General features: G+C 27.3%; 13 protein-coding genes. 5 read left to right on the top strand and 8 right to left on the bottom strand.

Going from position 1 to position 15,589, the window contains the following annotated elements; translation table 11 throughout:
* The first annotated feature begins 123 nt into the window (after positions 1–123).
* Together BFL38_RS01820 and BFL38_RS01815 are read left to right on the top strand one after the other, a co-directional pair.
* A complete protein-coding gene (locus tag BFL38_RS01820; protein WP_069725460.1) occupies positions 124–819 on the top strand; it encodes an ankyrin repeat domain-containing protein in 696 nt (231 codons plus the stop codon).
* Positions 820–1,323: 504 nt separating this feature from the next.
* Entirely contained in the window at positions 1,324–2,127 is an 804-nt protein-coding gene (locus tag BFL38_RS01815) for an ankyrin repeat domain-containing protein (RefSeq protein WP_069725459.1), read from the top strand.
* A 51-nt stretch (positions 2,128–2,178) separates the two neighbouring features.
* Here BFL38_RS01815 and BFL38_RS01810 read toward each other — a convergent pair whose 3' ends face one another.
* Both BFL38_RS01810 and BFL38_RS01805 read right to left on the bottom strand, forming a co-directional pair.
* The gene (locus BFL38_RS01810) at positions 2,179–3,453 is read right to left on the bottom strand and encodes a lipopolysaccharide biosynthesis protein (RefSeq protein WP_069725458.1); all 1,275 of its coding nucleotides are present in this window, start codon (positions 3,451–3,453) and stop codon (positions 2,179–2,181) included.
* 37 nt (positions 3,454–3,490) lie between these two features.
* Positions 3,491–5,119 carry a GldG family protein gene (locus tag BFL38_RS01805; protein ID WP_069725457.1) on the bottom strand — a complete coding sequence of 543 codons (1,629 nt, stop codon included), beginning with the start codon at positions 5,117–5,119 and terminating at the stop codon, positions 3,491–3,493.
* Positions 5,120–5,348: 229 nt separating this feature from the next.
* On the opposite strand from BFL38_RS01805, the gene dxr reads away from it, so the two are divergent.
* The 3 genes from dxr to BFL38_RS01790 all read left to right on the top strand — a co-directional run bounded on the left by dxr (position 5,349) and on the right by BFL38_RS01790 (position 8,866).
* Positions 5,349–6,503, top strand: coding sequence for a 1-deoxy-D-xylulose-5-phosphate reductoisomerase (gene dxr, locus BFL38_RS01800; RefSeq protein ID WP_069725456.1), 1,155 nt, complete (start codon positions 5,349–5,351; stop codon positions 6,501–6,503).
* A 113-nt stretch (positions 6,504–6,616) separates the two neighbouring features.
* The gene (locus tag BFL38_RS01795; protein WP_069725455.1) at positions 6,617–8,353 is read left to right on the top strand and encodes a proline--tRNA ligase; all 1,737 of its coding nucleotides are present in this window, start codon (positions 6,617–6,619) and stop codon (positions 8,351–8,353) included.
* 72 nt (positions 8,354–8,425) lie between these two features.
* Positions 8,426–8,866, top strand: coding sequence for a GNAT family N-acetyltransferase (locus BFL38_RS01790; RefSeq protein ID WP_069725454.1), 441 nt, complete (start codon positions 8,426–8,428; stop codon positions 8,864–8,866).
* Positions 8,867–8,884: 18 nt separating this feature from the next.
* Here BFL38_RS01790 and BFL38_RS01785 read toward each other — a convergent pair whose 3' ends face one another.
* From BFL38_RS01785 to BFL38_RS01760, 6 genes are all read right to left on the bottom strand, one after another.
* Positions 8,885–9,955, bottom strand: coding sequence for an LptF/LptG family permease (locus BFL38_RS01785; protein ID WP_069725453.1), 1,071 nt, complete (start codon positions 9,953–9,955; stop codon positions 8,885–8,887).
* Positions 9,955–10,836 carry a DUF2225 domain-containing protein gene (locus tag BFL38_RS01780; RefSeq protein WP_069725452.1) on the bottom strand — a complete coding sequence of 294 codons (882 nt, stop codon included), beginning with the start codon at positions 10,834–10,836 and terminating at the stop codon, positions 9,955–9,957. Before BFL38_RS01780 ends, BFL38_RS01785 begins: the two co-directional genes overlap by 1 nt.
* Positions 10,837–10,903: 67 nt before the next feature.
* Entirely contained in the window at positions 10,904–12,037 is a 1,134-nt protein-coding gene (locus tag BFL38_RS01775) for a hypothetical protein (protein WP_069725451.1), read from the bottom strand.
* Positions 12,012–13,547 (bottom strand): NTP transferase domain-containing protein, encoded by a 1,536-nt coding sequence (locus tag BFL38_RS01770; RefSeq protein WP_069725450.1) that lies wholly within the window; start codon positions 13,545–13,547, stop codon positions 12,012–12,014. Before BFL38_RS01770 ends, BFL38_RS01775 begins: the two co-directional genes overlap by 26 nt.
* Positions 13,548–13,569: 22 nt before the next feature.
* On the bottom strand, positions 13,570–14,112 hold the full coding sequence (locus tag BFL38_RS01765; RefSeq protein ID WP_069725676.1) for a hypothetical protein: 543 nt from the start codon (positions 14,110–14,112) through the stop codon (positions 13,570–13,572).
* A gap of 66 nt (positions 14,113–14,178) precedes the next feature.
* Positions 14,179–15,561, bottom strand: a complete 1,383-nt coding sequence (locus tag BFL38_RS01760) for an MATE family efflux transporter (RefSeq protein WP_069725449.1) — start codon at positions 15,559–15,561, stop codon at positions 14,179–14,181.
* Positions 15,562–15,589 lie beyond the last annotated feature (28 nt).

The following is a 15,589-nucleotide window of genomic DNA, read 5'->3' as shown; positions in this document are numbered from 1 at the left end:
TCACAATATAATTATATTAAAATACATAATAATTCTTTTTATCATCTACGATAAAATATTCATATTGACAAAATAATATAATTAATGTATCATATGTAAAATATTTTTATTAAAGAGGTTTATATGAAAAAAATTGTATTAATGGCAGTATTGTATACTTTATTTAGTTTTAATGCTTTATATTCAGGAAAAGCTGAAAACGCAGCACAATTATTATCGTATATAGTATCTGGTGACAGCGAAGGGGTTTTAGAGCTTATAAATGATAAAAAAGTTGATATAAGTGGCAGAATAGAAGATGGTCTAACCCCATTAATGTTTTCTATCATTTATAAGCAAGATGAAATATCTAAAATGCTCATAGAAAAAGGTGCTAATATCAATGTAAAAGACAAGTCTGGATTTACTGCTCTAATACATTCTATAATGTATAATAGAACAGAAATATCCAAAATCCTTATAGAAAAAAAAGCTGATGTCAATATAAAAACTTCATTAAATGAAAATGGGGTGTATATGAAAAATATTACTCCTTTAATACTTAACCAAGATAAAGAAATAGCGAAATTATTAATAAATGCTGGTGCTGATATTAATCTTAAATTATCTTGTAAAAATAGAGATATAAAATTAGAAAATGCTGCACCTTTAATGTGGTTTATTATTAGTGATAATACAGAAATATCTGAATTATTAATAGAATCTGGAGCCGATATCAATGCTAAAGATAAAGACGGAAAAACAGCATTGGATTATGCAAGAGAGAAAAATAATTCTAAAATAGAGCAGCTGCTCATTCAAAAAGGTGCTAAGCAATAAAATAATTTTATTATAATTGTGAAGAGTAACAATACGAAGCAAACATAGTGCCTCTAAGTACTATCATGTATGGTGTATAGGAGGAATACTTTGTTTGCTTTTTTACATTATAAAGAAGGCATTTTTATATATTAGACTTGTTTCAAAACTTTTTTATTTATAATTGCGTGGACTAGCTGCGAAGCACACAGTCGTGCCACACCCCCACTTCTTTTGGTACCCCATACGAAGTACGCTTGCGGCGAGAAGCAAAAAGACTGCATATTTATATACTAAAATAGTAAATTATGCAACATGTAAAACATATGATTTACACAATAATTAATATTATATAATTTAGCATAAAATAATAAACTATTAAAATTATTTGTCAAGCACTTTTAAAACAAGTCTATTATTATTTTCCATACTGCATAAAATTATAAAATTGAAACAAGCATAATTATATTGACAAACAATATCATTAATATATTATATATGAATATTTTTATTAAAGAGATTTATATGAAAAAAATTGTATTTACGGCAATATTGTATGCTTTATTTAGTTTTAATGCTTTGTATCCAGAGCTTAGTAAAGATGAAAAAGAATTCGCATCATATATAGCGAATGGTGATAGAGAAGAAGTTTTATATTTTTTAAATAATAAAAAAGCCAATGTAAATTTAGATATTATAGATGGCATTACACCTTTGATGTTATCTATTATCTATAAGCAATATGAAATAGCAGAGATACTAATAGAAAAAGGTGCTAATATCAATAAAAAAGAGAAAGAAATCGGTGCTACACCTTTAATATTATCTATTATTTATGGTCAATATGAAATAGCAGAGATGCTAATAGAAAAAGGTGCTAATGTTAATATAAAAGACAATGCCGGGTTTACAGCTTTGATACATGCTATACAACGTGAGAAAACAGATTTATCAAAAATGCTTATAGAAAAAAAATCTGATGTAAATACAAAAGTATCATTCAAGACAGATGGATTATATTTAAAAGATTTTACTCCTTTGACATTTAATGTAGATACAGAAGTAGCTGAGTTATTAATAAAAGCTGGGGCTAATGTTAATACTAGATTATCTATAAAAGATGATTCAAGAAATATACAATTAGAAAATATTACTCCTTTAATGTGGGTAATTTTTGATTATAATACAGAAGTAGCTGAGTTATTGATAGAAGCTGGAGCTGATCTTAATGCTAAAGATAAAGATGGAAACACAGCATTATATTATGCAATAACTAAAAATAATAGTAAAATAACGAAGTTGATTTCTGAAAAAGGCGGTAGATTCTAAAAATAATTTTTATAACTAGCTTTATAATATTTTTTAATTACTATTTTTATTTTATTTTTCATTAGTTCTTAATATTATTCTATGCACTAGTATTATTAAAATATTATATATAAGTAATGCTATAAAAAATATTTTCATTATGAACATGAAATTTTCAAAAGTTCTAAGTCCGTTTCTTAATGAAAAATACACATAAGCAAATATAATTAAGTATCCGTAAAATGGTGCAAATAATTTATAAGCAAGTCCGTAATTAAATGCAATAACCGTAAAGCCTAAAGAAAATCCAAAAATTACAGCCTGAGGAATCAATGGAATAATGGCTTCATATCTGTTTGTAAATTGTATTAATACTATTTGTTTTGAGAATACAATTAAAAACGCTGACAGACAAATAGAAGCAAATACAAAAAGTGCAATAGAATAATAGAGTATTTTTGTTTCTTTATTTTTATTATTATCTTTTTTGGCTATTAAAATATAAGAAAACATAACTGAAGCTATTGGAGTTCCTATATAAAAAAACATTTTTATTATTAATGATATAGTAGAGTAGTAGCCTGCACTTGTTTTATCTAAATATCTATTAGCCATTAACACATCGCTTAATGATATCCAATTAAATATAAAATTTATTATAGCTATATGAATTATATAACTAAAGAATATATATATTTTTTGCTTTGAGAAATATGTTTTTATTTTATTCAATATTGTAAAGTAGGGTAGATTAAGTTTTTTTAATTCTATTATATTTATAATAAAATATAGTAAAGCAAATGCTGTTACAGTGATAACTGCTTTTTCTAAAGTAAGACCTGTTATGATAAAATAAGCTAGTAAAACTATTTTTGATATGAATGCCGCTATTAGATTTGCAGTATAATCATAACCTATATAATTATTAATTCTTAATATGGATTGAGAAACTATAAATAATATAGTAGCAAATATTGCAATAGACATAATTAAAAGAGAGCTGTAACTATTTATATTAAAAAGTATATTAATTAATGGTATAGATAATATATAAAGAACAGATATTATAATTGCAATAGTGTATCCGTAAGCCCAATAAGTATATGCTTCTTCATCGTCTTTGTAATTATGCATTATATAATAACTAAAGCTGGAAACTGTTAAAACTATTATGGAATATATATTTATTATACCATTGTAATGAGCAAAATCCGATATTGATAAACTTCTATTGACATATATTGAAGATACATAATTTAATACACTTGCAATACCATTTATTAATACTAATAAAGCATAGTTAATATAATATGAATATTTTTTGTACAGCAATTTTATATTATTCATATTATATTAACTTATGCATAAACTTCATTGTAATACATTATCTTCTTCTTAAGAACCATATTAATATGCCTAATATACCAAATAAGCAAGGCAAACCTATTTGAGCAACATATCTTATAAAATTAGTTTGAGTAGTAGTAAGAGTAAGATTTTTTATGCTTGCTTCTTTTGGTCTTATAGTAATTTTCTGTCTTGCTTCTAATAGATAGGCAACTGTATTCATAAATAAATCTTTATTTCCAGCAAAGGCTATGTCCACAGACTGACCTTGTTCCGGATTAATATATGCATTCAAAGCAAATGTAGCATCACCGAAAACAACTATTCTTGCAGGTTCTTTTCTGCCCTCTATTTCATAAGTACCGCTTATAGCCAAAGGCACAGGACCTTGTATATCCGTTCTAGGATTGAATCTTGCTCTTGATAAATCAAAAGTAGCTTCTTCCTTTCCATATCCCTGAGGTGTAGTTGTAATTATATTTTCAAAGCTGCCATTATATTTATTTTCGCCGCTTAATATACTTCTTGCAACAACTAAGCATGCAAATACATTTCCCTCTTTTAATGTCTGAGTGATAGGGTGCGAAGTATATTGAGGTACTATATTAACAGGTATAACAACACTTGAAGCAGTATCTATTATATAATCATTTTTCGTTTTAAAGCCCCAATCAGATAGGAAAGCACCCAAATTACAATTAAATTTACTTCTATCCATAAAACTATCATATAAAACAAGAAGTTTTCCTCCTGTTTTTACATAATTATTTAATTTATCTATTTCAAAATCACTGAATGTTTCAACCGGTGCAGCTATTACTATTAATGATGCATCTGTAGGAATATTTTCAAGTATAATATTCAATTCTTTTACCTTATAATTTTCATTTTCTAAATAGGTTTTCACATAAGACAAACCTTCTCCGCCTCTGTCTTGTATTTGTCTTTCTCCATGCCCTACTGTGAAGTATACTGTATAAGATTCTGTATCAAGTAAAGTATATATTGCCTGAGTAAATTTTTCTTCTCCTACAAATAGAGGATCTGAAGTTACTTTAGACTGAGTTGTTAAATCTTTTCTGTATACTCTAACTTGTTTACCTTGCCCATAAGTAAATACTATTTCTCCAACCTGAGTCATTTGATATTTACTTTTAGCAGAAGGTTTTTCTATAGGGTTAATATATTCTACGGATATATGTTTATTTATCCTTTTATATTGCTCTAATAATAAATCAGCTCTCCAATCTGCTGATGTAGGATCTGTACTAGGAGCTCTAAGTACAACTATAGAAAGCGGACTGTCTATTCTGGATAATACATCGGTAGTCTGCTGAGATACTGTATATGATTTATTTTGTGTCAAGTCAAATCTTATAGGGAAATTTATACTTATAATGTATAAACCTACAAGTATAGCAAGAATTATTATTAATGATAATATGCCGAAAAAAGCTTTATGTACAAATCGCATCTTCAAAAAAGATACTATCTGTTTTCTGTCTACTATTAATGTAATAATTGTTATAATGGCCGATATTGCAAGTACAATCCAAAAAACTGTAGTAGGTCTTTGGGTTACTGCATAAAAGAAAATCCAAGCAAAAAATAATAATACCCATGAAGCTAATGTAGCTATTTTTAAATTAAATTTCTTATTTGACATTTAGTAAAAATCCATTATTTTTAAAATTTTAAATTAATTTGAATAAGTATTATATATAAATTAATGATAAATTTCAATAGTTATGTTTAGTTATGCTTATTCCGAAATATTATCGGCTATTAAAAAAAATACATAAAACAATATTTTTAATTTATATCTATTTATTAATTTATGATTTTGATATATTATATTTTAATTAAAAAAATATTTGGGAGCATTTAGCAGGAATATGAAAAAAAGAATTCTTTTATTAGGAGCCACAGGTTCTATTGGTACTAATACTTGCTCAGTTGTGAGGGAGTTTAATAATGACTTTGAAATAGTAGGAATGTCGGCAAACAGCAAAATAGATATATTGAGAACATTATGCGAAGAGTTTAATCCTAAAACTGTAAATATAGCTGATAAGAATGCAGAAAATATTTTTAAAGATTATGACTTAGCAAAAAACATAAACATTTATGAAGGAACTATTGCTGATTTTGTAAAGCATACTGATTTTGATATATTAGTTAATGCTCTAACAGGATATGCAGGATTTTTACCTACAGTAGAAGCTATAAAAAAAGGTAAAACAATCGCATTAGCTAATAAAGAAACATTAGTTGTAGGCGGAGATATAATAAACCAATTATTGAAAGAGCATAATGCAAAATTAATACCAATAGACAGCGAGCATTCTGCAATATTTCAAATGTTACGGCATTTTCCTAAGGAATCGCTTTCAAAAGTTATAATAACAGCATCAGGCGGTCCTTTCTTTAGAACTCCAAAAGAAGAATTAAAAAATGTTACAGTTGAAATGGCATTGAAACATCCAACTTGGACTATGGGAAGTAAAATAACTATAGACAGTGCCACTATGATGAATAAGGGCTTTGAAGTTATAGAAGCACATCATTTATTTAATTTGGATTATGATAAAATAGAAACCATTATTCACCCGCAAAGTTTAATACATTCTATGATAGAAATGAATGACGGGGAAATTTATGCTCAGATTGGTAAAAATGATATGCGTCTTCCTATACAGCATGCACTTACCTATCCTGAAATTAGAAATACTCCTTTTGAAAAATTAAGATTATATGAACATTCAGAAATCAATTTTTATAAAATGGACTTTGATAAATTTGTAATGCTTAGACTAGCTTATGAATGCGGAAAGAAAGGAGGACTTTATCCTTGCGTTTTAAATGCGGCTAATGAAATATGTGTATATTCATTTTTGCAAAAGAAAATTAGTTTTACTGATATATTTAATATAGTATCAAAGGTATGCGAAATAAAAATAAATGTACCATTAACCATAGATAATATTATAAATATGGACAGCGAAATAAGAAAAGAAACGGCTTGGATGATTAACTCTATTTCAAAATAAGAATTATTAGAAAGTACAATATTTATAACTATATGATATTATTAAGTTTTTATATAGTTGATAATTTTAATCTTATAATATATGATTATCAAAAAATTATTTAAGGAAATATTATGCGTTTATCGAAACTATTTATGCCTACATTAAAAGAAGCACCAAGTGATGCAATAATAGCTTCAAACAAATTAATGTTAAGAGCAGCACTTGCAAGAAAAATATCAAATGGTCTTTATTCATATTTACCTCTTGGGGTTAGAGTATTAAATAAAATATCTAATATTATAAGAGAGGAAATGGATGCAATAGGTTCTAATGAATGCATAATGCCCATACTTGTTTCCAAAGAATTATTAACGCCTTCTGGAAGGTGGGAAAGATTTAAAAAGGAATTATTCAGATTAAAAGACAGAAATGATGTTGATATGGCTATGGGACCTACTCATGAAGAGGCTTTCACCATAACAGCACAGAATGAAATACAGTCATATAAAGATTTGCCTTTAACTTTATATCAAATACATACAAAATTCAGAGATGAGATAAGACCAAGATTTGGAGTTATACGCTCTAAAGAGTTTACAATGAAAGACGCTTATTCATTTCATATAACTAAAGAATGTCTTGATAAAACATATAATGATATGAGCAGTGCTTATACAAAAATTTTCAAAAGAATGGGACTTGATACTGTAAGCGTAAAAGCAGACAGCGGTGCTATGGGCGGAGAAGGAAGCGAAGAGTTTATGGTACTAAGCGAAGTAGGTGAGGAAACAATTATTTTCTGCTCAAAATGCGGTTACAGAGCTAATGTTGAAAAAGCTAATGTAAAAGAAGATGAAGCAGCTAAGTCTTATACAGATAAAGCATTGGAGGAAGTTAATACTCCTGATATAAAAACTATAAATGATTTAGAAAAGTTTTTTAATACTTCTTCAAAAAATTTTATAAAAAGTATAATTTATAAAACAGAAGAAGGAGAAGTTATACTAGCAGCTATTAGAGGTGATTTAGAAATTAATGAAACTAAACTCTCTAATGCATTAGGAGGACTTGATATAGAACTTGCCGATGAAGAAACTGTAAAAGAAGTTACAGGGGCTAGAGTTGGTTTTGCTTCACCTATAGGATTAAAAAAGAAAATAAGAATATTTGCTGATAACTCTATAAAATCTGTATCTGATGCAATAGTTGGAGGCAATAAAGATGATACCCATATAAAAAATGTTAATATAGAAAGAGATTTTAATATTGATGTATGGGGTGATTTTAGAACTGCTAAAGAAGACGACAGATGTCCTGAATGCGGAGAAACACTATATCAAAAAAAAGGATTAGAATTAGGACATATTTTTAAACTTGGTGATAAATATACTCAGGCTTTCAATTTTAAAGTATTAGATGAAAATAATAAAGAAATAACTCCTATAATGGGCTGTTATGGTATAGGAGTTAATAGGGCTTTGGCTTCTGTTATAGAACAAAATTATGATGATAAGGGCATAATATTTCCTATAAGTGTTGCTCCTTATGAGGCTATAGTAGTTGCCATTGATAAAGAGGCTGAAGAGTCATTTAAAAAAGCAGAAGAAATATATAATGCTCTAAACTCTATTGGTGTTGAAACTATGTTCGATGATAGAAAAGAAAGACTTGGTGTTAAACTTAATGACTGCGATTTGATTGGTATTCCTATGAGAATAATAGTAGGTAAAAAATCACTTCAAAGAGGAGTGGTTGAGTTTAAACTTAGAAGTTCATCTGAAAGTGTTGAAGTAAAAGCAGGTGAAATAGTTGAATATGTAAAAACAAAAAAACAAGAATTATTCAATGAGATAAATACTAAATTATAATAAAATTCAATTATAAATAAATGAATAGGGAAGTTATTATGAACTTTCTTATTCATTATTTTTTTATAGAGTATGGAAAATATAGAAATTGTAAATGATATTGATAATAATATAATTAATTCAATTCTTTTTATATCTTCAAAAAGCGAATATATTAGTTTATCAGAAAATAATTTAAAACAGTATATAGAAGATAAATATCATAATGTTATAATTATAAAAAATAATAATGAAATAAAAGGATTTTTGATTTATTTTTTATTAGAACCTGAAATAGATATAATATTTATAGCGGTTTATCCAAATAATTATGGATACGGCAAAAAATTATTATCATATTTATTTGAAGATGCTAAAAATCATAATATCCTAAGCATAAAATTAGACTTGCATGAAAATAATATAACAGCTAAAAAATTTTATATAAGAAATGGATTTAAAGAAATAGCTATAAGAAAAAAATATTATAATAATAAATTTAATGCTTTAATTATGGAAAAAAAATTAAATTAATTTTTTAATGAAATAAAATTAATGGAATTTCTTAAATGCCAATATACAGAGTACAGCAAATATAATATTTGGCATCCAAGCTGCAATAAAAGGATTCATATTTCCAGCCTCACCCATAGATCTGAATATCATAAGTATAGAATAATATAACAGAGCAACTATGATAACCATTACCAAACTTATAACTAAAACGCTTTGAGTAGAAAACTTAGAAAATAATGAAGCAAGTAAAACAATAATAAAGCCTGAAAAACAATACGATATTCTGTAATGCAAATCCGTTTCTAATCTTGAAGTATTCATATTAACTTCTTTTTGCAATTTTATAATATGAGCTTCTTCAGTTAAACTCATAGAATCTAAAAGAGGTCTGCCATAAAAATGTTCTGGACGCTCCAAAACATCTAAAGGATAATTATTTATTTTTTCTACTTTTATTTCTTTATTTTCACTGAATGTAGTTAATATACCATCTAAAACATACCATTTTCTATCTTCATTATTCCATTGTATATGAGGACTTGATATTCTAAATCTAATTCCTCCGTCATCATTCAATTTTATTACAATAGTATTTTTCATATATTGTTCATCATAAAAATAAGTTTCGATAAAATATAAATAATTATCTCCTCCAAAAAGTTCCCAAGGACCGCTTTTAGTTGCTTTTTCATTTCCCCTCATAGCATCATTAGCAGCAAAAGATATTTTATTTAATGGGGCAGCCACAAATTGCCAAAACAGTACTAGAAATAAACATAAACCAATTACAATAATAAACATAGGCATAGAAAATTTAAATAAACTAATACCAGAATTTTCAATAGCAAGCATTTCTTTATTTTTTACAAAATTACCAAGTACATAAGTAGATGAAAACATTAAAGCAACAGGGAATATATAATATGTATTATGAGGTGCTCTTGCTAAATGATAAGTAATAAAATAATTAATTAATTCAGGATGTTCAGTATAAAAAGATAATCTGCTGCTTAAGTCTGCTATTGTAACCAATACGACAAACAGCAGCAAAGAACCAAAAAAGAAAGATAGAAATTCTTTTAATAAATAAGCATTTAATTTCTTCATTAACTTACATCTATACCATATTCTTCATGAATTTGATTTAATTCTTCAGTTATAGCAACATGAAGCTCTTTTATTTTTTCAAGCAAAGCAGAAGGTTTTGACTTGCTGCTTTTTCCAGATCCGAATATCTTACTTATTTTTCTCTTAGCCTGTACAAGAGTTTCAGCTTTAACTTTAGGATCCGGTATAAATTTAGAAGCATCCATTCCAAGCAATGCCCCCATATAAAGCATACCTTCATATCCGAAATTATTATCTATATCAGGACCAAATGATTTTATTTTCTCAAAATTTTCCTTACCATTTTGCATGCATTCTATTGCAGCTGTATATAATTCGCTTGCTTTATATTGAAAGAAAGGGATAAGTCTGTCATAATTTTCATCAGGATATATGTTTGCCAAATCTTCCAAAGTCCAGCTTAATCTCAAAGAACATAAAGCCTTTTTTAAAGTAGGAGCACTGTCTTTTCCAATATAACGATATCCGTCTAAAGCTAAAAAATAACTAGCAGCACCTTCTAAAAGTGTTCTATTTTTTGTAAAATCTACATTGTTTCCAAAAAATTCTTTCATATATGAAGCTCTTTGCCTTGATGTTTCGGCAGCTTCCTCTATTTTTTTATGATCTATTAAATTAAAATCCTCTTGAAAAGCAGCGTATAAACAATGAGGACACACTACTACAACATATATTAAAGGATAAACTGTACCATATTTTTTGCTTTTTTCATAAGTTCTTCTTAAGTCATTCCTTAATTTTCCGGCAATCAATCTGCCTCCGCCTGTAAGAAGCATTTCATGATAAAATTCTCCATTACATACAGGACATGTTCTTGGGTTTTTCTCTATAAACGATACTTTTGGTTGTTCATCACTCATAAAAAATCCTACTATATACTTATTTCTATAACATTTATAATATCAAAATGTTAAATCAATTATCGGTTTATTTTAATTTTTCAATATCACTTATATTAATCTTTGTAATTCTAAGTTCATTAAATATATTATTATAATATAATATATAAAAATATGGATATTGTGCCGATTTCAATCTTACATTACCTATACTTGTTCCTAAAACTGATAAATCTATTACTCTATTATCCATAAATAAATATTTATTTCCATTCTCTTTTGTATATAAAACCATTATTTGTGCAGCATAATCCAATGTGGAATCTAATGAAATTATATTTTCATCTTCAGAAACTATTATTCCATTAGTGAATACTCCATCATAAAATCTGGTATAATTAATGGTATTAGGATTATCTCTTGTGAGATAAACTATATTAAATCTATTATGCTCTTCATAAGAAACCGAATAAATACTAGAATTAGTTACTATTGCCATATTATCAAAAAATTGAAAAGCTGTATTAGTTTTCCTAGAACCATATAATATATTGCCTGTTTGATATTCATGCATATAAAGTGCATATCCGTCTTTTTCTGCAACAGGATAAACACTATCAACTATTTTATTAGTATAAATAAAATCCGAAAAGAAATTATCTCTATAAAACCTAGATACAGATAATATACCTCTATTGTCTACAAAAAATAATGTAGGATAATTGAATGCAGACATAACTAGTTTTAAATCATTGATCTTTCTATTTTGCCTTATATCCATAGTATAATTATTGAAAGTACCAGAATTATTATTAGCATATAATATTTTATTTGCTTTATTATATGATACATGTACATTTCTATTATTTAATGCTATACTTATAAAATTACCAAGTTCTCTGTTATTATCTAATATAGTTCTTGTGAAATTACCATCTTTTCCTGTAACATATACCGCTGTATTTAGAATATTATCATAATATGCAAAATGTACATTGTTATATCCATCTATAAATAATTCGCTGATATAAGGCTCTTCCCTTAAAGAGGCTACAGACCAAGTATATAAAGATTCAAAGCCACTCATTCTTACATAATGCTCTGTAAGAGGAGGAGCATCTTTTTTTATTTCTTTCTGATATTGTGCATTTAAACTTGTAAATAATATTATGAAAATAATTAATACAATGAATGCACTATTTCTTTTTAGATTTTTTAACATCTTCTATTTTACTTACAGCTTCAATTCCTTCTTCTTTAGGTCTTATAAATCTGCATTTTATAATATTTCCTTTATCGTCAAGTAATGATTTTATATGAGAATAATAGAATATACAATGTTCTATATATGCATTATCATCAACAATAGAACCGTAAAGATAACTAACACCTTTAATAAGAACATTAGAGCCTATATTCACAGGGTGATTATCGCTTCCTGTAACATTAACCCCTCTCTCCAATGTAGTATTCTTTCCAATATATACATTACCCTTAATCTGATTGCCTGAATATATTTTAACATTATCATCTAATATAAGTCTCTGATTTTCCAAACATGATAAAAGAACATTATCTCCAATGTACGCATTTTCTCCTAAATGCACATTTCCCTCTATTTTAGCACCATGTGATATAGTAACACCATAATTGAGCGTAACATTCTTTCCTATATAAGCACCTTTTCCTACATATATATCTAAAGGTTTTTCATCTTTATCTCTCTCAAGTATCTGTTCTACTACAGTATCATCTATAAAAAAGTCCTCTCCATCATATATAGTAATTATATTTTTAAGTTTATTATAAACATTAGATCTGGCTATGGATTCCATCTCTTTAAGAACAGTTTTATCATTAAATCCTAAAACAACTCTGCTGTCTTTAGGCATATAAGTAGATATAGACAAATTATTATTTACAAAAATCTCTATTAAATCAGTAAGATATAATTCATTTTGAGCATTATTAGATTCTAATTTTTGTATAAGCTCTTCTAAAGGCTTCATTTTAAATCCGTAAATGCCTGCAACATATTCGTTAAAGTTATCTAATAGTTCATCTTTTTCATAAGAGAATTTTTCATCTTTATAAACTTTATACAGTTTTTCATCATCTCTCATTGCAAGTATATCTTTATATTCAATAACTCCTATAACATTGCCTTGAGAACCCTGTCTGTATTTAGTTTTTTTACCATCGTAGGTAAGACCTCTGCTTCTAAGTATTCTTCCATAATAGTTGCTTCCCTTAGGCCCGTCATATTTAGCAGTCATAACTATCATATCAGTTTTAGATTTCAAAAATTCTTCATGGAACTCCTTCATAGTTTCAGAGTCAATAAGTCCCATATCAGCATATATAACATAACAGTATTTTATATTCTTTAAATCACTCTTATCAAGTCCAATTTTTACTGCATGCCCTGTACCTCTTTGCTCTTCCTGATAAGCAAAATTTGTATTAGCCTGTTTTCCAACAGCATTGGCAACATCAAGAGCTTTTATTCCAACAACTATTGTAATATTACTCTTAGGCATACCATTTTTTACAGCAAGTCTAACTCTTTCTATACTAGGAACTCCCCATATAGTATGAAGCATTTTAGATGTGGAACTTCTTATTCTTTTACCATGACCAGCAGCTAAGATTATCACCAATGTATCATTTTTTGAAAACTTAGATGATAATGAAGCAAGAGCATTCTCAATTTCAACTACATTTTTTTCCATAGGTAACTCCTAATTATAATATTTATTTTTTGTTTTGTTTATTTGTATATATTTGTTCAAATACAGGTTTTTTTATATTGGCACTTTTAGAGTAGAAGTCAGAATTTACAGTTTTATTATTAACTTGTGAATTATTACTTTTAGAATCTATATTTTCTTTTGCTTTTAAAATATCTTCTAAAGTATTTTTTTTATAATTATTTGGCAGAGCTGCATTTTTACTATCTAATTCCAATTTATCATTTTTATTATTAGCATTAAAAGTTTCATCTTCTTTCAGCCATTTTCTAAGCACTTTAGCCACAGATTCTGCCAATTTATCTAATTTCTGTTTAGCTCTTACATTTCCTCCAAGATTAGAGTCTTCTTTCATGATAAACTTATAAAGCTGCATAGCCTTTATTATGTTTTTCTTTTCAAAATTATAATAATCTGCAACTTTTTCTATGCCTCCATAATAAGAAGCTGTAAGATAACATCTGTAAGCACCTTCTATATCTTTCTGATTAAAAAGCTCATTACCTTTTCTAACTAAAGCACTTCTTGTAGAATCTTTTATTTCCATATCATACATTATATACTTATAATAGAAAACTGCAAGTATTAATTTAACAAATATATTATGTTAAATTTATTTCAATTCTGATTTCATTTCTTTTATAATACTATATCCAAGAGGTATTGCCAATATAAATGTTAGTAAATCCGAAAAAGGCTGAGCTATTTCTATTCCAATTAAGCCAAAAAATTTAGGAAATATATAAATAATAGGTATAAAAAATATTCCTTGCTTAGCTACAGCCAATATAGAAGCTCTTATAGTTTTTCTAGTTGTTTGAAGCATCATGCTGGATAATGTTATAAATCCCCATAAAGGAAGACTAAATGCCTGATAACGAAGTGCCATGTATGCAGTATCAAGTAATGCCTCATCTTTATCATTAAATAAATGTACTATTTGTGCTGAATTAATAAATATTATAAATGCTAGTACAAAAAGAACAAGAGTTGATATTTTTACACAGAAATAAAAAGCCTTTATAACTCTGTCGTATTTTTTAGCACCATAATTAAATCCGCATACAGGCTGAAAACCCTGACCAAAACCTATAATAGCCGAATTAGCAAACATAGCAATCCTATTCACTATAGACATAGCAGCTATGGCAGCATCTCCAAATGCAGCAGCAGATATATTTAAAAATGCAGTTGAAAAACTTGATATACTCTGCCTGCAAAGACTTGGAAGTCCGCCTACTATAATCGCCTTATATTTTTGAAGGCTAGGGGAGAAGTCTTTTAATTTTATAGGCAAAGTACCCCATACATTAGTACCTATTAAAAGTATACAGAAACCTACAAACTGACTTATTATAGTACCTATAGCTGCACCTTTTACACCCATAGAAAAATGAAATATTAAAATAGGATCTAATATTATATTTAAAATCGCACCTGTTATCAAACCTATCATAGCAAACAAAGCATTGCCCTGAAGTCTTAATTGATTATTAAGAACTAAAGAGGCTGTCATATAAGGAGCCCCTATAAGAATATATTTCATATAACTTATAGAATATGGAAGTATAGTTTCTGTAGAGCCTAATAAATATGCTAAAGGCTTAATAAATATGATACCTAGTATAAGTATCATAAACCCTACTATCATAGCAGATAAGAACCCTGTTGCCGCCATCTTTGAAGCCTCATCTGTTTCCTTAGCACCTAATTTGATTGATATATAATTGCCTGAACCATGTCCGAAAAAAAATCCTATGGCCTGTATTATTGCCATCATTGAAAATACTATTCCAACTGCAGCTGTTGACTGAGTATTTACCTTACTCACAAAAAAAGTGTCTGCCATATTATAAAATGATGTTGTAAGCATGCTTATAATTGTTGGGATACCCATTTTTATAACTAAAAATTCAATTTTTGATTCTGTTAATTCTTTAAATTTTTTGTTTTGTCTTTCAGTTTCTTTTAATGCCGCATCATCACATACATTCATAATATATCCTAAAAATCATAATTTTTAA

Origin of the sequence: Brachyspira hampsonii (assembly GCF_001746205.1) — a bacterium.
GTDB lineage: Bacteria > Spirochaetota > Brachyspiria > Brachyspirales > Brachyspiraceae > Brachyspira > Brachyspira hampsonii_B.
This window is presented reverse-complemented; position numbering and strand designations above follow the sequence as displayed.

Excerpts from the sequence above, each read along its gene's own strand:
- BFL38_RS01785 (WP_069725453.1), bottom strand. The coding sequence starts at position 9,955 with ATGAAGAAATTAAATGCTTATTTATTAAAAGAATTTCTATCTTTCTTT.
- BFL38_RS01805 (WP_069725457.1), bottom strand. The coding sequence starts at position 5,119 with ATGTCAAATAAGAAATTTAATTTAAAAATAGCTACATTAGCTTCATGG.
- BFL38_RS01815 (WP_069725459.1), top strand. The coding sequence starts at position 1,324 with ATGAAAAAAATTGTATTTACGGCAATATTGTATGCTTTATTTAGTTTT.
- BFL38_RS01820 (WP_069725460.1), top strand. The coding sequence starts at position 124 with ATGAAAAAAATTGTATTAATGGCAGTATTGTATACTTTATTTAGTTTT.
- BFL38_RS01770 (WP_069725450.1), bottom strand. The coding sequence starts at position 13,547 with ATGGAAAAAAATGTAGTTGAAATTGAGAATGCTCTTGCTTCATTATCA.
- dxr (WP_069725456.1), top strand. The coding sequence starts at position 5,349 with ATGAAAAAAAGAATTCTTTTATTAGGAGCCACAGGTTCTATTGGTACT.
- BFL38_RS01810 (WP_069725458.1), bottom strand. The coding sequence starts at position 3,453 with ATGAATAATATAAAATTGCTGTACAAAAAATATTCATATTATATTAAC.
- BFL38_RS01795 (WP_069725455.1), top strand. The coding sequence starts at position 6,617 with ATGCGTTTATCGAAACTATTTATGCCTACATTAAAAGAAGCACCAAGT.
- BFL38_RS01790 (WP_069725454.1), top strand. The coding sequence starts at position 8,426 with ATGGAAAATATAGAAATTGTAAATGATATTGATAATAATATAATTAAT.
- BFL38_RS01760 (WP_069725449.1), bottom strand. The coding sequence starts at position 15,561 with ATGAATGTATGTGATGATGCGGCATTAAAAGAAACTGAAAGACAAAAC.
- BFL38_RS01775 (WP_069725451.1), bottom strand. The coding sequence starts at position 12,037 with ATGTTAAAAAATCTAAAAAGAAATAGTGCATTCATTGTATTAATTATT.
- BFL38_RS01780 (WP_069725452.1), bottom strand. The coding sequence starts at position 10,836 with ATGAGTGATGAACAACCAAAAGTATCGTTTATAGAGAAAAACCCAAGA.
- BFL38_RS01765 (WP_069725676.1), bottom strand. The coding sequence starts at position 14,112 with ATGGAAATAAAAGATTCTACAAGAAGTGCTTTAGTTAGAAAAGGTAAT.